This is a genomic window from Shewanella sp. KJ2020, assembly GCF_024197625.1.
Taxonomy (GTDB): domain Bacteria; phylum Pseudomonadota; class Gammaproteobacteria; order Enterobacterales; family Shewanellaceae; genus Shewanella.
In genome coordinates this window covers 120371-138852 of sequence record NZ_JAKUKD010000032.1, presented here as the reverse complement: position 1 = coordinate 138852, position 18482 = coordinate 120371, and the positions used below count along the sequence as shown (strand labels likewise).

The window sequence follows — 18482 nt, the reverse complement described above, 5'->3', positions numbered from 1 at the left end:
TTCTAAAGGTAGCAACCTAATGTGGTCATTGATTGAGTTTATTCGCGACACTTATCAAACCAATGAGTTTATTCCCTTACATGCGCCAACTTTTCCAGGGAATGAGCAAGCTTATGTGGCAGAGACTATTACTAGCACTTTTGTGTCTAGCGTTGGCCGATTCGTAAACGATTTCGAGCGCAAAATCGAAACCTTTACCAAATCACCTAAAGCGGTTGCGACCTCTAGTGGTACGAGTGCTTTGCATACGGCCCTGTACATGGCTAATGTGAAGCGCGGCGATCTCGTTATCACACAAGCGCTCACTTTTGTGGCGACCTGTAATACCTTATACCATCTAGGTGCTGAACCCATTTTTATCGATATTTCAACAACGAGTCTCAGTCTATGCCCTCAAGCTGTCGCCGTTTATTTAGCCGAAAATGGCATTATCGATGAACACGGAAAATGCATCCATAAAAAAACTGGCCAAACAATAAAAGCGCTATTGCCGATGCATACTTTTGGCCATCCAGCACAACTGGATGAATTACTTCAGATTTGCCAACAGTGGAATCTGGTCTTAATTGAAGATGCGGCAGAAAGTTTAGGCTCTTACTATAAGGGAACACACACAGGTACTATGGGGGATTTTGGCGCCCTGAGTTTTAATGGCAATAAAATCATCACCACTGGCGGCGGAGGTATGTTATTAGCCCGCAATAAAATCAGTGGCGAGCGAGCAAAACACATTACAACAACCGCGAAGGTGCCCCACCCATATGAGTTTTACCATGATGAGGCGGGGTTCAATTATCGAATGCCCAATCTAAATGCGGCCCTTGGCTGCGCCCAAATGGAAAGCTTACCTCTCTTTATTGAGCAAAAACGAGCACTGGCACAACACTACCAAGATTTCTTTAGCAACACCGAATGGCAATTTGTGAATGAACCCGATTATGCCAAGTCTAATTATTGGCTTAACGCAATTATTTGCCCAGATTTACGCCGTCGTGATGAAATATTAAAGGCGACTAATGATGCGGGTGTGATGACCCGACCAGTATGGAAATTAATGCATAAACTGCCGATGTTTAAAGATGCAATGCGTGGCCCAATGGACAATGCTGAAATGCTTGAATCCCGTCTCATTAATCTTCCAAGTACTCCAATTGCGTTAGGGTCTCATCATGCATAAAAAAATTGCGGTGTTCACCGGAACCAGAGCAGATTACGGACTCCTATATTGGCTACTTAAAGATATCCAAGATAATCCAACGCTGACTCTACAACTAATCGTCTCTGGTAGCCACTTATCGCCAGAATTTGGCAATACCTTTGAGCAAATTGAAAGAGATGGATTTTCCATTGATGAAAAAGTCGAAATGTTGTTGTCATCCAATTCAGCGGTGGGCATAGCCAAAAGTGTAGGACTTGGAATTATTGGCTACGCCGAGGCTCTCGATAGGCTCAAACCCGATGTGTTGGTGATACTAGGTGACAGATCTGAAGCGCTTGCCATCGCCCAAACTGCAGCAATCCTAAAAATCCCCCTATTGCACATACACGGTGGCGAGATCACAGAAGGTGCCTATGATGATGCGTTTCGACATGCAATAACCAAACTCAGCCATATCCACTGCACGGCAACAGAAACCTACAAGCAACGCGTTATCCAGATGGGTGAAATGCCAAACAGTGTCTACAATGTTGGCGCTATTGGCTTAGATCACATTCGTCGCAGTACATTAATGACGCCTGAACAATTATCATCCGATTTGAATTTTGATTTAAACCATCCATATTTTTTAGTCACTTATCATCCAGTTACGCTGGCTGATGAACCCGCTATTGAGACATTCAATGCCCTACTAACGAGCCTAGAACAGTTTCCCCAGCATAATGTGATTATCACCTATCCCAATTCCGACAATGGCAGCAGGGAGATAATCAGCTTGATTCAGGACTATGCACGGCAATCTAAGGGGAAAGTGTTAGCAATAGCGTCTTTAGGTCAAGTCAGATATTTAAGCTGTGTGAAATATGCCACCGCAGTGATAGGAAACTCTTCAAGCGGCATTATTGAGGTCCCCTCATTTAATGTCCCGACCGTCAATATTGGTACCAGACAACAAGGCCGCCTTGCAGCCCAAAGCGTTATTCATTGTCAACCCGACTCATTATCTATTACAACGGCGATAAATAAGGCTATTTTACTCTTACCACAACTGCAATTGACCCCAGTTGCTAACCCATATGGACAGGGCCAGGCGAGCCAATTCATTGTTAAGCTATTGACAACTACGCCCCTAAAACCCACCAAATCTTTTTATGATCTTAAGGTATAAAAATATTATGACGCTAATTATTGCTGAGGCGGGAGTCAATCATAATGGTAACGAAGCATTAGCAATTGAGCTGATTGATGCTGCCCATAAAGCAGGGGCTGATGCAGTAAAATTTCAAACGTTTAATGCTAAAAACTTAGTGACCGAAAGCGCACAACAAGCCGCTTATCAGGTCGCGAATACCCAAAAAATAGAGCCGCAACTTGCGATGTTAAGTCGCTTAGAGCTGAGTTTTGAAACTCATCAGCATTTGATCCGCTATTGTCAAAAACTGGGGATCCAGTTTTTATCTACCGCATTTGATTCTGAAAGCTTGGCATTTCTTGTCGATACTCTGCAACTCAAGACGCTCAAAATAGCATCGGGAGAAATCACCAATGCCCCTTTTTTACTTGAGCATGCCCGTACTGGCTGTGATCTTATTTTATCCACGGGCATGTCAACCTTAGCTGAAGTTGAAGCGGCATTGGGGGTCATTGCGTTTGGCCTAACATCCCCCCTCAACACGCCCCCGGATCTCCAAGCTTTCCAAGCCGCCTATGCCTCGCCCCAAGGTCAGCAGGCATTACAAGCAAAGTTAACCTTACTGCATTGCACAACTGAGTATCCGGCTCCCTTTGATCAAATCAATCTTAAGGCTATGGACACTTTAGCTTCGGCCTTCTCTTTACCTGTCGGGTATTCAGACCATAGTCAAGGGATCACTATTCCTATTGCGGCCGCAGCACGGGGCGCGTGCATTATTGAAAAACACTTTACGTTAGATAAGGAATTACCAGGTCCAGATCATAAGGCCTCACTAGAACCCCATGAGCTTAAGGAGATGGTGACTGCGATTCGCACCGTTGAGCGGGCAATGGGTAATGGTATAAAAACGCCTCAGCCCGCCGAACTGACAAATCTAACCCTTGCAAGAAAAAGCTTAGTGACTACGACAAACATAAAAAAGGGCGAGCAATTTTCAGTCAACAATCTTGCGGTCAAACGCCCAGGAACGGGCACAAGCCCATACAAATATTGGCAAAAACTTAACACATGTGCAGAGCGAGATTACCAGTCAGGTGAGGTGATCCATGACTAAACCTATCATAATGCTTGGCTCTGGCGGACATGCCAGTGTACTAACAGAAATCTTACTGCAACAAGGTTACACTTTGTTAGCTGTGATTAGCCCTAGCAAAGGCCGTAGTCCGCTCTTTAGCGATATACAACACTTTGATTCTGATGATGATATTTTGCAATTCCCTTGTGATAAGGTTAGATTAGTCAATGGTTTAGGCTCCTTACCAGGGCAACATTTACGCCATAAACTATTTGCTCACTTTACTCAGCTTAATTATGAATTTGAATCCGTAATATCTAAGCATGCGATGTTATCGTCATATGCCACTATTGGCGCTGGCGCACAAATTTTAACTGGGTCTATCATACAAACGGGTGCAAGCATTGGCAGAGGTACAATAATTAATTCAGGCGCAATCATTGAACACGATTGTGATATTGACAATGACTGCCATATCGCCCCAGGTGCAATTATTTGTGGCGGAGTTCATATAGGCGAACGCACTCATATTGCTACGGGTGCCAATGTGATACAAGGTATCTCAATAGGTAAAAATTGCATTATCGCGGCAGGAGCCACAGTGACTAAAGATATGCCCGATAATTCGATAACTTATGGATACCGCAGTAATATAAAGGAAAGGTCATAATATGAACCCAATATTGAGTAAAGTGACAATATCACCTGACAAAACACTTCGTGATGCCTTACAACTGATTAACTCACAAGCGCTTCAAGTTGCATTAGTGACTGATGAAAATGAACGTTTATTAGGCATCATCACCGACGGTGATATTCGAAGAGGTTTACTCAATAACCTATCACTTGACGCCCTTGTGACTGAAGTGATGAACACCAATCCTAAGACCGCTTCCCCTAGCACCTCAAAAAAGAAACTGCTGCAATTAATGCAACAGTACAGTGTTCTATCTATTCCGCTCGTTAAAGATCATATTCTTGTAGGATTAGAGACCTTAAAAAGTGCACAACAAAAAGCGCATTATGAAAATCCAGTGCTTATCATGGCGGGAGGCTTTGGAACACGTCTAAAGCCCTTAACTGATAAATGCCCCAAGCCTATGCTTAAGGTTGGCAATCGCCCCTTGCTAGAGATTGCGCTCTTTAATTTTATTCAAGCTGGTTTTACTAATTTTTATATTTCTACCCACTATATGCCAGAACAAATTGCATCCTACTTTGGAGATGGTAGTCGGTGGAATGTAAACATCAACTACGTCCATGAAACGACACCATTAGGCACAGGTGGAGCCGTCGGCCTGCTTCCAAAAGACCTTTCACCATTACCCACCATTGTAATGAACGGTGATATTTTAACTAAAGTCGATTTTCAACACTTACTTAAATTTCATGACGACAATAATGCCGATGCAACTATGTGTGTTCGAGAATATGACTACCAAATCCCCTATGGTGTGATTAGTGGCACAGGAAATCGTATTACAGAAATGGTTGAGAAACCCGTGCAACGATTTTTTGTTAATGCCGGCATTTATGTTATAAACCAAGATATTATAAAAAGCGTCCCCGCTAACACTCATATTGATATGCCAACACTGCTAGAACAAAAAATCGCAGATGGTGGACAAGTTCTTATGTTTCCTATCCATGAGTATTGGCTCGATATAGGGCGTATGGATGACTTCAAACAAGCCCAAATTGATATTTGTGCTATCGGTTTTGAACAATGAATACACTCGCTGTGATTGGACTGGGTAACATAGCCAAACGTCATAGACAAAACCTAAAAACACTGTACCCACAAGCGAATATTATTGCGCTTTCTGCAAGTGGCAGAGTCGCAAATCAGCCAATAGAATTTGCTGATCTTGTACTCTCTAATATAAACGAGCTAATCGACTACAAACCAGAACTGGTGATTGTCGCCTCCCCGGCTTCGTTGCATGAAATCCATGCCACGACGTTAATGACATACAATATTCCCGTATTGATAGAAAAGCCATTAGCCGCAGAACCAGAAAGTGCGGAGCGTATTTTAACCCTTGCTCAAAGTCACAACAGTCTAGTTATGGTGGGGTATTGTCTGCGATATCTCAGTTCTGCAATCGTTATCAAACAACTATTATTTGAAGAGATTATTGGCAAAGTATATAACTGCTCCGCAGTTGTAGGACAATATTTGCCGGACTGGCGCCCGAATAAACATTATTCTGAGTCAGTCTCTGCCCAAAAATCCCTTGGTGGCGGTGCCCTATTAGAATTAAGTCATGAGTTGGATTATTTGCATTGGTTATTAGGTCCATTAAAACTCAACTACGCACAGCTAAGAACGACAAATGAGCTCACATTGGAAGTGGAAGAAATTGCAGATCTCATTTTAACCAGTCAGCAGGGCACTGTTTGCTACATCCATATGGATTTCATTCAGAAACAAGCTCAACGAGAGTGCACTTTTATCGGATCTAAAGGCAGATTACATTGGGATTTAGTCGCCAATACAATCCGCCACTACAGTTCAGACGGTACTCAGGTTCTATATTCACAACCTGAATGGAACAAAAACCAAATGTACCTCAATATGGTGACAGAATTTGTATCCCATATTCAGCATAAACAACATGCAAATACTTCTCTAATAGACGCACATCAAACAATTCGCCTAATCGCAAAAATTAAGCAACAGGCAGAGTGGGGAGTCACTCAATGACACGATACGCCTTTATTTTCGCCCGCGGGGGCTCAAAAGGACTTCCAGGAAAAAACATTAAAGACTTACTCGGTAAACCCCTTATTGTTTATTCCATTGAAACCGCACTGCAAACAGCGAAAATTGATAAAGTTTTTGTCTCAACCGACAATGAGCAAATTGCGACTATTGGTTTAGCCGCAGGGGCGGAGATCATACCCAGACCGGCACATTTAGCCACAGACAAGTCACCAGAATGGCTTTCTTGGCAGCACGCAATCGACTGGGTAAACCATAAATATGGCGAATTTGAGCAATTCATCAGTTTACCCGCAACAAGTCCATTACGAAGTGTGGAAGATGTCGAATCTGCGATGAATAAGCTTAATAGTTGTAAGGCTGATATTTGTATCTCCACCACTCCGGCAAATCGTAGCCCATACTTTAATATGGTAAAAGAAACAGCATCCGGTAATGTGGAATTGGTCAATGCGCCTTCAACTGAAGTATATCGGCGGCAAGATGCCCCACAAGTTTATGATATTACTACTGTTGTTTATGTGGCAAAACCAAGCTACATTCAGAGAGTCAACAATCTTTTTGCAGGTAATGTCGCGCATATTATCGTGCCTAAAGAGAGAGCAGTAGATATCGATGATATTTATGATTTTAAGCTGGCTGAAGCCATTTTAAGCAGCAAAGGACAGTTATGCTAACTGGAAAAACAATACTTATCACAGGTGCCGCAGGTTTGCTCGGCTCCCAAGTAACGGCATCTATACTCGCCCAAGGCGCAAAAGTAATAGCGGTTGATCGTTCAAATTCAGCAATGAGACATAAGTTTCAAGATCTCATTCAGAATTATGATAATTCGTTAACCTTAGTTGAACTAGACATTACTGATGAAGTCGCGGTGAAACAGTTTTTTTCAGGCCTTAATGAACTTTCTGGCGCGGTTAATTGTGCCTATCCTCGAAATACACAGTATGGCACATCATTTTTAGAGGTCAGCCTAGATAGCTTTAATGAGAATCTATCACTACATTTAGGTTCTTCATTTCTATTTATGCAACAATGTGCAGCCCTATTTGTCAGGCAACAATCCCCCATGTCGGTAGTCAATATTTCATCAATTTATGGTGTTGTAGCACCAAAATTTTCGTTATATGAAGGCACCCCAATGACTATGCCAGTTGAATATGCCGCTATCAAATCTGCCCTACTACACCTAAGTAAATACGTAGTGGCATTTATTAAGGATAGTCGCTTTAGGATCAACAGTATCAGCCCTGGAGGTATTTTTGATAACCAACCGGCTCCATTTCTAAAGGCATATCAAGACTCAACAAATGGCCATGGAATGCTAGCCCCGAGTGATATTGTTGGTTCAATAACATTTTTACTGTCACAACAATCTCAATATATTACTGGGCAAAACATCACTATTGATGATGGGTTCACATTATAAATTATGCTAAAAAAACTTTGCTATTGGTTAAAAGTAAAACGCATTGGGCCAGATATACCTCTGACTCATTTGCTTTTACACTCTAAGCGCCTTGGTAGATGGTTGTGTCAAAATAAATTTGCAAAATTTGGCCATAACAGTGCAATGAGACCAGGCAGTTATGCTATCTGCTGTGATCATATTAGTATTGGCGATGAAGTCGTACTTAGACCAGGAACTATGCTTTTTGGCTCCGAACACGGCGGTAACTCAGTCAACATCACTATCGAAGATTTTGTCCTGATTGGTTCTGGTGTACATATTTATACCTCTAACCATGAATTTGCCGATCCGAATCAAGCCATATTCTTTCAGGGACATAAGCCTGTAGAACCCGTACTTATCTGTCGAGGTGCATGGATTGGGGCCAATGCTATTATTTTACCTGGGGTAACAATCGGTGCAAATAGTGTAGTAGGAGCGGGCTCTGTGGTCACCAAAGACGTGCCGCCCTATGTCGTTGTTGCAGGGCAACCAGCAAAAATAATTAAAAATATTAAGTAATTAGTTAAGTGTAGTGATTAATTAGGCTGTTTAAGTCGCTAAAAAGTATAGAATATTATTTTATCACTATATTAATTTTCATAGAAAAATCGATTTTAACGAGGAACTGATGAGTTTACATAAATCCAATATACAAAACACTTTCTCTATCAGTCGATTTAATGAGTATTATCTCCCAAGTGTGAATCGGAGTATGTTTGAATCGATTGATTCAAAAACTCAATACAATAAAAAATTCAAAAATGACTTCGCCAAAGAAGATATGTTACAAGTCGTTACCGGATTAGACTCTGGTTTGCTGGTAAACTACCTTCTTGAACAAGGCATACCTAAGGGCAGTATTTTTATTTTTGTTGAATTAGATGAGGTGCTCAATCTCCTCAACATTGATATCCCCAAAGAAATAGAAAATCAATTATTTATTTATAATTATGAAGACTTCCAAGAAAATTTCTCCTCTGATACATATGGAGTCTATATACTTAAAAATCACTTTAAGCATTATCGAAGCTTAGGCGCGACATCAAGCCACCTTCCAGAATACAGTATTCTTAATACTCAAATTGTCAAAATTTTAGAGGCTGGCTACTTAGAGCAAAGAGTAAATTCATCCCAACAAAAATACTTTGAAGAACAATTTAAAAATATTTCTGAAAATGTGCTCCCAGCATCCCTATTAGCAAATAGATTCACCGGGCATACTTGTCTTATCGTTGCAGGTGGTCCTTCATTAGATGATCACATAGACTGGATACGATCTCACTCTAAATATCTCTTTATCATTGCGGTATCACGTATAGCAGGTAAATTATATAAAGCTGGGATCACGCCTCATATTATCGTATCAGTAGATCCCTATGATTTTAGTTTTGAAGTCAATAGAGATATGATGCCCCTTGCAAATTCCAGTTTATTTGTAAACTCTTTTCATGTGAATTCCAGGCTCCTAGGCCAATGGCAAGGGAAAAACCTTTTCATGGATAATAAATATCCTTGGCAACTGGAAGATAAAGAAAATATTGAAACAATAGGACCAACAGTAACTAATGCTGCCGTTCATCTGGCAACTAAGATGGGTTTTTCAAGTATTTTACTCACGGGAGTTGATTTATGTTTTACCAACACAGGTTTTACACATACCAAAGATTCTGTTGAATCAGCCCTTGGACCTAATTTGGGGATCATGGGTGAATGGATAGATACCTATGGAGGAGAAAAAGCTGAAACTGTTACCCAACTAAAATTGGCTATTGAAGCTTTAGCTGTAGAAGCTAATATAAATCCTGAAATTGAGTTTATCAATCTGTCACTGAATGCCGCTAAAGTGAAAGGCATGAAATATATAAATACAGAACATATAAACCTACAGACCGAAGAACCCTCTCCCTTTGAGTTACTTGACTGGGTCCCTTATTTTAGTTTGGAAGATAAAAAGCAAGATAATCTTATTTCTAAAAAAGAAATAAACGGACTAATCACTACACTTAGTAATATTGTCACTTTATCTAAGGATATTTTAGATTTAAGCCAACAACTTAAAGATCAAACAAAATCACCTAATGCAGTACAGAAAATATTCAACAAGATTGATTTTATTGATAAAAAAATAAATAAAAGTCACTCTGGCATAGTTAAATTAATCAAAACCTATGGTTTTTCAGAGTTTTCCGCCTTTCTAACAACCAAAAAGACCGAGGAATGGGATACTTTACATGTGTTAGAGATGACCGAAAACTACTATAAAGCATTTATCAGTATCGCAGAGAAATTAATACAATTAGCTCATGATAGTCAGACAAGATTAACTAATAGAATTAATGAATTATCTCAAGATGCTGATCTAAAACCTCTAGTACAATTTTGGCGTACTGAAAAACAACATGGTCGCATCAATATATGGTTAGAAAATCATCCAAATTGGCAAGAGCATCAAAAATTTAAGCAGAATGCTCAATTATTAGAAGAATATCGCCATCTTATACAATCAGTTCGCGATGAATACCAAGAACAACTCACTGTCATACCTGAGGAATACATAGAGAACGTCAAAGAGTCGGCCTCGATGGATAATGTCTTCGAAAAAATTATTGTGCTTATTAGAGACAATGATCATACTGGCTTGGTCAAGATGACATTAAATCTAAGAGAATTAGCTAAAAAAGATGAAGCCGCTAAGCGTCTTTATCATCTTGCATATAGTCATCAGCTACTTTTAGAGCAGAAAGAAAATGAAGCACTGCTAGTTTTACTCGAATTAGATGAAAAATTACAATCCGAAATTGAGTTAAAACAGATCAGTCTACTCGCATTAAGACAAGGGAAAATAGATATTGCTGAGTATGCGATAGCGAAATTAGCTGAAAATATTGATGAATACATTCCTCAATATGCCCACATATTAAAGCTGCAAGGGAAACATCAAGATTCTATTAATTTATATTTAGATTATTTAGAAAAATACCCTAACGATATCTCCACATGGATTAAGTTCGGATTATTTATGATTGATATTAATCAATTCGCTAATGCTGAAACCGCATTTAATCAAGTGTTACAAGCCGATCCTGACAATCGGGTTGCACACGAGTATATCAACTGGTTGCAATCTCATATTTAAGCATTGAAATAGAGAGCATTTTGCTAAAAAGCCAGATTTACTCTGGCTTTTTATTCACAAAAATAACCTATTGAGTATAATACAGCGTCCATAACAACTGCTGAAAATCAGCTTCCACCATTATATCACCAGCAGGAGAATTCGATTGTTGCTTACGTACGTCTCTCTCGAACATTACAAACGTAAATGGATTTTTAACCATAAAGATTTACCTGTAACCGATGAAGATAAACTCTCGATTAAACCTCTGACAGAGAAATCATCGATGGAAATCTGGAATCAATGGATCAGCAATAAGAGTAGTCGTGCCGAGCAATTTACGAAGGGGGATTGGGCAGCGAAAGCCAATGCTTGGACAAAAATGGATCATTGGCAGAGTGCTTGGGATAGCGAAGATAGCAACCTACCCGAAATGTTGGCCGAATTTATCCAGTGGCCAGACGAAACACCAGTGTATTTTTGCTATGAGAAATACCAAATTATCGAGACACGCTGGGATGTGTTTGTCCGCAACTGGAAGTGCTTTTTATTTTTCGACGATGGCCCAATTCTTATTTCTCCTAAACAAAAACAAGCTGTTATGTTTGAGCAGAATGGTCAGTACAAGTTAGGTATTCGCGGTTAATCCTGCATAAAATCGCGTTTTTAAGCGTTAAATGCCAAAAGTGAGTGGTAACTAAGCATTGATTAGGCTATCACTCCCCCTTCCTTTCGATTAGTATCAGGTTCGCGTTCACAGCATTGTATCCTCGGATTGCTAATGGAATGAACCGCACAAATATAACTAAAACAATATGATATGAGGTGTATTATGAAGTTACTCTCAACACTAACCTTAGCTACAGCGCTATTATTACCTAATATTTCCTATGCAAAGTCTATCTCTGGCATAGAAGTCGCCGACACTATAATGCTTGAAAACCAATCCTTACAGCTAAATGGCGCTGGGGTTCGCAGTAAATTTTTTATGGATTTGTACGTGGGCAGCCTCTATGTACCATCACAGCTCAGCAGCACTATTGCTGTTTTAGAGGCTCCGGTTGCCGCTATCCGTCTTAACATTACCTCTGACATGATCACCGCTGAAAAAATGCGCGATGCGATCACCGAAGGTTTTGAGCAAGCGACGGCAGATAACACCACCGATATTCAACCGCAAATTGATGCTTTTATGGCGCTGTTTAATGAGGAAATTAAACAAGGCGATCAGTTCACCCTCGCGACCAGCAAGGCTCACGGTGTGACCGCTTTTAAGAATGGCCAAGAACAAGCCACCATCGAAGGTGAGATGTTCCGTCAAGCGCTGTTAAAGATTTGGCTAGGCGATAAACCTGCCCAGAAAAGCCTTAAAGAGGCGATGCTGGGCAAATAACTAACATTAAAATTAGAATTTAAATTCGATATCCAAGGCCGCTGCGCCTTGGTTATCCATCTCGAGTGCAGCTTGGCGCGTCACTTCTAACTCACCATTGAAATAGTATCCGGCGTAAAGATTTACCGATAGAGCAGGTGTTGCCAGCCAGCCACCACGAATATAGCCCACCCACTCATTGGTTTCGACTGCAGTATCATCGTCCTCTATCAGGAATCGCTCCGTTCGCCGTGCGCTACCTAAGCCAATATTCCAATCAGGATTAAATTGGTAACTCAGCTCCAATCCTGCGGGACCGCTAAACCCGGCTTGGAAGGGGTTGGCCAGTGTCCAATGTTCATTTATCTGCCAGCGCATCGCAAGGTAGGGAACTGTGCGAACTTCATCAATATCATTAAGATAAGCGACACCAAAACCAATCATATTGCCCGAATCAAAGGCATACATAGCCGAAGCGACGACGCCGTAACTCTGGGCATTGCTGGCCGAAGCCGTATCGGCATAGGCATATTGGATCTGTGGTGCTAAAAAGAAGGCCCAATGTTTATCCATGCGATAGTTTAAAGAAACACTGGCGCGATATCGGTCAATATGATCCCAACTTTGCCCTGTCGCACCGAAGAGGCTTGACACATTGTTGGCACCGTTGAGGGTAATTTGACGCCAATCGTAATCGAGTCTGTCATAGCCTCCCCGTAACCCAAGGGACCATTGTCGATTCAATGGGATATTCATCCCCGCATTTAACAGCAAACTGTCCCTTTGGAGCTCAGTATCGCCATTAGCAACCGCGGTGCTCTGCGTGCTTATCTGCGACACACTGAGCTTAAAACGCTTATTTTCAGTCGCTGGTTTTTCAGCCGCGATAGTTACACTACTAAAAACAACCACCAGCAATAGGCTAGTTTTTAACATAAGCGGACTTATATTGCTGAGTGTAGAATGATGATTTATCACGCCAGATCCTTGTACTTTAAAGAGTAAATGTATTGTTGTGGATAATACGCTGACAATAGGGGAAAGGTTCAATCTTTAAATGTAAATGATGCACTTAAACACGATAAGCCTTTAAAAACATCTCAGCGCAGCCGCGGATATAAGTTTCGCGCTCTTGCATTAACCCTTCAACATCCAGTCCGAGTTCTAACCTGAGTTTCAACTCACCAAAGAGCATTAAACACAACCTTACGGCGCAGTGATGGGCATTACCAAACCGATATTGACCTAAAGCTTCTACCGAAGCTAAATAGCCAGACAACATAGCGACCATATGTTTAGGGCCAGCCTCAAAAAATAACCGCGACACTTCGGGATGGCTGTCGGACTGGGCGACACAGGCTTTAAAGACGGTGATAGCCTCAGGGCTGACAATCACGTCGCCGAACTGTAGGGCAAATTGTGTGAGGGTTGACTCGGGTTGAGCGGGATCCTTTAACAAATCATCATTCAGATTGTGGCCAACACATTTCGATTCAATCGCCGCCACAAAGAGCTCATCTTTACTGCCGTAATGGGAATACACAGTTTGCTTAGAAACCCCAGCGAGTCTTGCGACTTCATCCATGCTGGTATGGGGAAAACCTTGACGGCAAAATAAATCAATTGCAGCAACAAGAACTTGCTGTCTTTTCTGCTCACTACGGCTCATGGGTAATGGCCTTTCAGCGGAATGTGTCATATCAACTCTCGAATAGATAGACATAATAAATTGGTATTAGTTAAGCACAAAATAGACTAGACAGTCCAGTTTTGCGCAACTAGACTAACAAGTCTAGTTACATAAATTTAACCTAAAGCTCACAACGGAAGAATTGCAATGGACCACATAGCCCGACGTTCTTGGCGTACCATTAGCGCTTGCTTATTGGCTATATCGGCCTTAACAGCCTGCCAAAAGGAAGTGACCGAACACGCTAATACCGCTGCATTACAAACTGTGGTCACTGCACCGCTACAGTTATCGACTAGCTACGAGCGTGAGCAAACCTATACAGGCACGATCCGAGCCGGCAATACCACAGGTGTCGGATTCGAGCTCTCGGGTAAATTGAGCGAGCTCTTAGTCAACAGCGGGACTAAAGTGGTTCAGGGGCAAGTGCTAGCAAGATTAGACACTCGACTGCTGGATGCCGAACATCAGGAAATACAAGCGAGTCTGTTGCAAACTCAAGCCGATGTCGATCTTGCCACCAGCACCTTAAAACGTAACCTCGAGCTCAAAAAATCGGGTTATGTGTCCGAGCAATTGCTCGATGAGAACCGCGGCCAATTAATGAGTCTAGAAGCGGCTAAACAGCGTTTACAGGCCTCGCAACATGCCAATCAACTCAAACTCGATAAATCCAAATTACTCGCACCTTTTGATGGCACTATCAGCCAACGTCAGCATAACTTAGGTGAAGTCGTTACCGCTGGCAGCCCTGTATTTACCTTGGTTGGCAATGTTAATCCAGAAGCCTATATCGGTGTTCCCGTGGCCATAGCCAACCAATTTACCCCGGGACAAGATGTGAATATCAGCGTTCAAGATCAAACATTTATCGCGCAGATTGCCGGAATAAGTGCCGAGGTGAATCCCATTAGTCGCACCCTGCAACTACGCATTAGTCTACCTAAGGATGCGCGGGTCATTAATGGTGAAATAGCCTATTTGCATCAAAAGCAAACAGTGGCACAAGCGGGTTACTGGGTGCCCATCTCCGCCCTCACCGATGGTATTCGCGGCCTGTGGAATTTATACCTTGTCACCACAAACTCAGATGAGGCGAAAATCGAACGCCGTGATGTGGAGATCCTCTATACCACCCAAGATAGGGCTTTTATCCAAGGGGCCATACAGGCGAACGAGAATTATGTCAGCCAGGGGCTGCATAAATTAGTCGTTGGCCAAGTGGTCACCCCCACTACCATTGCATCGACGAGGTAATAATGATCAAAGCCTTCGTTGAAAATGGCCGTTTAGTCAGCCTCGTTATTGCCCTACTGCTCGTTGCTGGATTTGGTGCTATTTCTAGCCTCCCCCGCACCGAAGACCCCCATATAACCAACCGCTTCGCCTCGGTCATTACACCTTATCCCGGGGCTTCGGCCGAAAGGGTTGAGGCCTTAGTGACTGAAGTTTTAGAAAATCAACTGCGCCGCCTAGAAGAAATCAAACTGATCCAATCCACATCCAGACCCGGTATCTCGGTTATCCAATTGGAGCTAAAAGACACGGTTATGGAGACAGATCCCGTATGGTCGAGGGCGAGGGATTTACTCGCCGATGCCAAAAACGCACTGCCAGACGGCACTCAAACGCCAACCTTAGATGATCAAATCGGCTATGCCTATACTGCCATTTTAAGCCTAGTGTGGAACGCCAACACGCCCGTTCGAGTGGACATGCTTAACCGCTATGCCAAGGAGTTACAGAGCCGCCTAAGGCTACTATCCGGCACAGACTTTGTTAAACTCTACGGCGCACCAACGGAGGAAATCTTAGTTCAGCTCGATGGCAATAAAATGAGCCAATTACAGCTCACCCCTGCCGCTATCGCCCAAATACTCAATGGCGCCGATAGTAAAATTGCCGCGGGTGAGATCAACAACCAAGCATTTCGAGCCTTAGTCGAGGTTTCGGGTGAGCTAGACTCACAAACCCGCATTCGCCAAGTACCATTAAAGGTCGATACCCAAGGGCAAATTATCCGTCTTGGGGATATTGCCAGCATTTCCCGTCAACCTAAAACCCCAGCGGACAGCCTAGCCCTAGTCGATGGTGAACAGGGCGTATTTGTTGCCGCCCGTATGCTGAATAATACCCGCGTCGATCTCTGGCAGTTACAAGTTAACAAGGTCGTTGAAGAACTCAATCGTGATATCCCAGCCAATATCAAAATCCAATGGTTGTTCGAACAAAACAGCTATACCAGTGAGCGCCTCGGCGGATTAGTCGTGAATCTAATCCAAGGTTTTGTGATCATTTTATTGGTGCTCCTGCTGACCCTCGGCCTAAGGAATGCCGTAATAGTGGCCATCTCTTTGCCTTTGACCGCGTTATTTACCTTGGCCTGTATGAAATATATTGGACTGCCGATACATCAAATGTCGGTCACAGGTCTGGTCGTTGCCCTTGGGATCATGGTGGATAATGCCATTGTGATCGTCGATGCCATCGCCCAGCGCCGCCAACAGGGTATGGGCCGATTAGCCGCAGTGAGCGAGACCCTACATCACCTGTGGCTGCCGCTAGCGGGCTCCACTATTACGACGATTTTGGCCTTTGCGCCTATAGTGCTCATGCCCGGCGCCGCGGGGGAATTTGTCGGTGGTATCGCCATGTCGGTGATGTTTGCACTACTAGGTTCGTACTTGATTTCCCACACCTTAATTGCAGGGCTGGCGGGACGGTTTAGCCATGAAGGCAAAAACGATGTTTGGTATCAACATGGGATCAATGTTCCCTTTATCAGTGGCTACTTTCAAGCCAGCCTAAGGGCCGCACTAAAACGCCCCATATTGAGCGCGGTCGTAATAGGCATTATTCCGGCATTGGGGTTCTATGCCTCGGGCAAAATGACTGAACAGTTTTTTCCGCCCTCGGACAGGGACATGTTCCAAGTCGAAGTGTATCTCGCTCCCCATGTCAGCCTAGAAAACACCTTAAATCAAGTCGATTTAATGGATAAACTGCTGCATAAGGTGGAAGGTATCACACAAGTCGATTGGGTCGTCGGTGGCAACACGCCCTCATTCTATTACAACCTAACCCAGCGGCAGCAAGGCGCGACAAACTACGCCCAAGCCATGGTAAAAGTGACTGATTTTGAACGCGCCAATGCGCTTATTCCCCAATTACAACGGCAACTGGATAGTCAATTCCCCGAAGCGCAGGTCCTAGTGCGCAAATTAGAGCAGGGCCCTCCTTTTAATGCTCCAGTAGAACTGATGATCTTCGGCCCTAACCTCGACACATTGCGCTCCCTAGGGGATGAAGTTCGCAATATCCTTGCCGCAACGCCCGATGTGATCCATACCCGTGCGACCCTCAGTGCAGGGGCCCCTAAGGTGTGGCTGCAGGTTAATGAAGATGCGAGTTTAATGAGTGGCCTGAGCTTGAGCGATATTGCCAAGCAAATCCAAATGTCGACCACAGGAGTCATAGGCGGCAGCGTGTTGGAACAAACAGAATCCCTACCCGTTAGAGTCAGGCTCGGGGATGGCAGTCGTGAGCAGGCGAGCAAACTTTCAGAAATTCAATTAGTGACACCTTCGGGTGAAGCGGTCGCACTCTCTGCCCTCGCCCACAGTGAAGTGCAAGTCAGTCGTGGCGCTATTCCGCGGCGCAACGGCCAAAGGGTCAATACCATAGAAGCCTATATCGTCAGTGGAGTATTACCCGCCCAAGTACTCAATGATGTAAAAGACGCCATGAGCCAGTTACCTCTGCCCTCCGGCTATCGAATTGAAATTGGAGGCGAAAGTGCAAAGCGCAACGAAGCTGTCGGTAACTTGCTATCCAACGTCATGCTGGTTGTGACCTTGCTGCTGGCGACTGTTGTACTGTCCTTCAACTCCTTTAGGTTGACCGCCATCATTTTATTCAGCGCGCTGCAGTCTGCGGGACTGGGTTTACTCGCGGTCTTTGTATTCGGTTATCCCTTTGGCTTTCCTGTGATCATTGGATTACTAGGATTAATGGGACTTGCTATCAATGCCGCCATAGTGATCTTGGCCGAACTTGAAGATATCCCCAGCGCCAGACTCGGCGACAAAGAAACCATAATCAGCACAGTCAGCAGTTGCGGCCGCCATATTAGCTCGACAACCATTACAACCGTGGGCGGGTTTATTCCGCTTATCATCGCGGGGGGTGGGTTTTGGCCGCCATTTGCGATTGCTATCGCTGGCGGCACACTACTAACGACTCTGTTATCTCTAGTATGGGTACCGACTATGTATCTACTACTGATGAAGAAGCGAGAAAAGTGTCACCCTTCGGTGCTCCAATCTCAGATAGCATCCTGAACTAGGTACTGATACAGCTTATCTTTGAGGTTTAAACGCTCTAATTTTAATGCCAAAAAGTGCTCATCGGCGGTGGGCACTTTGGTGAGTTCCAATGCCCGAATCTTATGGTCTAATTCATGGTAACGACCCGCCATAGTCGCAAAGGTGGCATTATTGCTTTTTAGATGCTTAATTTGATCGGAAAAATCAGGAAACTCATAGATTAATGCGTGATTCTCGCCCAGCATAGTGACACTCCTGTTAATGTTAAAATTCAGTAAATTGCACATCCCTAAGCAGCTTAGTCTACCCTTGGCTGACTATGCCAATTCGTATGCCACGCAAACATGCCATTAATATTGGTGTTTTCCACGAAAAGGCGCCGAACTCGTTATAAAGATAGGAAATCTTAGACTCATATCAAGACCATTAGGTA

General features: G+C 43.2%; 17 protein-coding genes. 14 read left to right on the top strand and 3 right to left on the bottom strand.

Going from position 1 to position 18482, the window contains the following annotated elements:
* Nucleotides 1–19: 19 nt before the first annotated feature.
* From MJO46_RS18520 to MJO46_RS18465, 12 genes are all read left to right on the top strand, one after another.
* Complete coding sequence (locus MJO46_RS18520; protein WP_253990595.1) at nucleotides 20–1177, top strand: LegC family aminotransferase; 1158 nt, start codon at nucleotides 20–22, stop codon at nucleotides 1175–1177.
* Nucleotides 1170–2327 (top strand): UDP-N-acetylglucosamine 2-epimerase, encoded by a 1158-nt coding sequence (gene neuC / locus MJO46_RS18515; RefSeq protein ID WP_253990594.1) that lies wholly within the window; start codon nucleotides 1170–1172, stop codon nucleotides 2325–2327. Before MJO46_RS18520 ends, neuC begins: the two co-directional genes overlap by 8 nt.
* 7 nt (nucleotides 2328–2334) lie before the next feature.
* On the top strand, nucleotides 2335–3408 hold the full coding sequence (neuB, locus tag MJO46_RS18510) for an N-acetylneuraminate synthase (RefSeq protein WP_253990593.1): 1074 nt from the start codon (nucleotides 2335–2337) through the stop codon (nucleotides 3406–3408).
* Nucleotides 3401–4039, top strand: coding sequence for an acetyltransferase (locus MJO46_RS18505; RefSeq protein ID WP_253990592.1), 639 nt, complete (start codon nucleotides 3401–3403; stop codon nucleotides 4037–4039). The genes neuB and MJO46_RS18505 overlap by 8 nt, the downstream gene beginning before the upstream one ends.
* Before the next feature lies 1 nt (nucleotide 4040).
* Entirely contained in the window at nucleotides 4041–5099 is a 1059-nt protein-coding gene (locus MJO46_RS18500; protein WP_253990591.1) for a nucleotidyltransferase family protein, read from the top strand.
* Nucleotides 5096–6076: a Gfo/Idh/MocA family protein gene (locus tag MJO46_RS18495; protein ID WP_253990590.1), complete on the top strand. Its 981-nt coding sequence runs from the start codon at nucleotides 5096–5098 to the stop codon at nucleotides 6074–6076. Before MJO46_RS18500 ends, MJO46_RS18495 begins: the two co-directional genes overlap by 4 nt.
* Nucleotides 6073–6771, top strand: coding sequence for an acylneuraminate cytidylyltransferase family protein (locus tag MJO46_RS18490; protein WP_253990589.1), 699 nt, complete (start codon nucleotides 6073–6075; stop codon nucleotides 6769–6771). Before MJO46_RS18495 ends, MJO46_RS18490 begins: the two co-directional genes overlap by 4 nt.
* Complete coding sequence (locus tag MJO46_RS18485) at nucleotides 6765–7523, top strand: oxidoreductase (RefSeq protein WP_253990588.1); 759 nt, start codon at nucleotides 6765–6767, stop codon at nucleotides 7521–7523. The genes MJO46_RS18490 and MJO46_RS18485 overlap by 7 nt, the downstream gene beginning before the upstream one ends.
* A gap of 3 nt (nucleotides 7524–7526) precedes the next feature.
* The gene (locus MJO46_RS18480; protein ID WP_253990587.1) at nucleotides 7527–8066 is read left to right on the top strand and encodes a DapH/DapD/GlmU-related protein; all 540 of its coding nucleotides are present in this window, start codon (nucleotides 7527–7529) and stop codon (nucleotides 8064–8066) included.
* Nucleotides 8067–8259: 193 nt separating this feature from the next.
* Nucleotides 8260–10683: a 6-hydroxymethylpterin diphosphokinase MptE-like protein gene (locus MJO46_RS18475; protein ID WP_253990586.1), complete on the top strand. Its 2424-nt coding sequence runs from the start codon at nucleotides 8260–8262 to the stop codon at nucleotides 10681–10683.
* Nucleotides 10684–10828: 145 nt separating this feature from the next.
* Nucleotides 10829–11308, top strand: coding sequence for a DUF2947 domain-containing protein (locus MJO46_RS18470; protein WP_253990585.1), 480 nt, complete (start codon nucleotides 10829–10831; stop codon nucleotides 11306–11308).
* Between the two features lie 186 nt (nucleotides 11309–11494).
* Entirely contained in the window at nucleotides 11495–12055 is a 561-nt protein-coding gene (locus MJO46_RS18465; protein WP_253990584.1) for a chalcone isomerase family protein, read from the top strand.
* Between the two features lie 12 nt (nucleotides 12056–12067).
* Here MJO46_RS18465 and MJO46_RS18460 read toward each other — a convergent pair whose 3' ends face one another.
* Together MJO46_RS18460 and MJO46_RS18455 are read right to left on the bottom strand one after the other, a co-directional pair.
* Entirely contained in the window at nucleotides 12068–12970 is a 903-nt protein-coding gene (locus tag MJO46_RS18460) for a DUF6268 family outer membrane beta-barrel protein (protein WP_253990583.1), read from the bottom strand.
* Nucleotides 12971–13106: 136 nt separating this feature from the next.
* Nucleotides 13107–13733: a TetR/AcrR family transcriptional regulator gene (locus MJO46_RS18455; RefSeq protein WP_253990582.1), complete on the bottom strand. Its 627-nt coding sequence runs from the start codon at nucleotides 13731–13733 to the stop codon at nucleotides 13107–13109.
* A 138-nt stretch (nucleotides 13734–13871) separates the two neighbouring features.
* Here MJO46_RS18455 and MJO46_RS18450 point away from each other — a divergent pair, with 138 nt between their 5' ends.
* Nucleotides 13872–14981 carry an efflux RND transporter periplasmic adaptor subunit gene (locus MJO46_RS18450; protein ID WP_253990581.1) on the top strand — a complete coding sequence of 370 codons (1110 nt, stop codon included), beginning with the start codon at nucleotides 13872–13874 and terminating at the stop codon, nucleotides 14979–14981.
* A 2-nt stretch (nucleotides 14982–14983) separates the two neighbouring features.
* On the top strand, nucleotides 14984–18064 hold the full coding sequence (locus MJO46_RS18445) for an efflux RND transporter permease subunit (RefSeq protein ID WP_253990580.1): 3081 nt from the start codon (nucleotides 14984–14986) through the stop codon (nucleotides 18062–18064).
* Here MJO46_RS18445 and MJO46_RS18440 read toward each other — a convergent pair.
* A complete protein-coding gene (locus tag MJO46_RS18440; RefSeq protein WP_253990579.1) occupies nucleotides 18049–18294 on the bottom strand; it encodes a YdcH family protein in 246 nt (81 codons plus the stop codon). The two genes, MJO46_RS18445 and MJO46_RS18440, sit on opposite strands and share 16 nt — an antisense overlap.
* Nucleotides 18295–18482: the final 188 nt, after the last annotated feature.

Coding starts and splice junctions, on each gene's coding strand:
- MJO46_RS18460 (WP_253990583.1), bottom strand. CDS start 12,970: ATGTTAAAAACTAGCCTATTGCTGGTGGTTGTTTTTAGTAGTGTAACT.
- MJO46_RS18480 (WP_253990587.1), top strand. CDS start 7,527: ATGCTAAAAAAACTTTGCTATTGGTTAAAAGTAAAACGCATTGGGCCA.
- neuC (WP_253990594.1), top strand. CDS start 1,170: ATGCATAAAAAAATTGCGGTGTTCACCGGAACCAGAGCAGATTACGGA.
- neuB (WP_253990593.1), top strand. CDS start 2,335: ATGACGCTAATTATTGCTGAGGCGGGAGTCAATCATAATGGTAACGAA.
- MJO46_RS18475 (WP_253990586.1), top strand. CDS start 8,260: ATGTTTGAATCGATTGATTCAAAAACTCAATACAATAAAAAATTCAAA.
- MJO46_RS18505 (WP_253990592.1), top strand. CDS start 3,401: ATGACTAAACCTATCATAATGCTTGGCTCTGGCGGACATGCCAGTGTA.
- MJO46_RS18495 (WP_253990590.1), top strand. CDS start 5,096: ATGAATACACTCGCTGTGATTGGACTGGGTAACATAGCCAAACGTCAT.
- MJO46_RS18455 (WP_253990582.1), bottom strand. CDS start 13,733: ATGACACATTCCGCTGAAAGGCCATTACCCATGAGCCGTAGTGAGCAG.
- MJO46_RS18500 (WP_253990591.1), top strand. CDS start 4,041: ATGAACCCAATATTGAGTAAAGTGACAATATCACCTGACAAAACACTT.
- MJO46_RS18485 (WP_253990588.1), top strand. CDS start 6,765: ATGCTAACTGGAAAAACAATACTTATCACAGGTGCCGCAGGTTTGCTC.
- MJO46_RS18440 (WP_253990579.1), bottom strand. CDS start 18,294: ATGCTGGGCGAGAATCACGCATTAATCTATGAGTTTCCTGATTTTTCC.
- MJO46_RS18490 (WP_253990589.1), top strand. CDS start 6,073: ATGACACGATACGCCTTTATTTTCGCCCGCGGGGGCTCAAAAGGACTT.
- MJO46_RS18450 (WP_253990581.1), top strand. CDS start 13,872: ATGGACCACATAGCCCGACGTTCTTGGCGTACCATTAGCGCTTGCTTA.
- MJO46_RS18520 (WP_253990595.1), top strand. CDS start 20: ATGTGGTCATTGATTGAGTTTATTCGCGACACTTATCAAACCAATGAG.
- MJO46_RS18465 (WP_253990584.1), top strand. CDS start 11,495: ATGAAGTTACTCTCAACACTAACCTTAGCTACAGCGCTATTATTACCT.
- MJO46_RS18445 (WP_253990580.1), top strand. CDS start 14,984: ATGATCAAAGCCTTCGTTGAAAATGGCCGTTTAGTCAGCCTCGTTATT.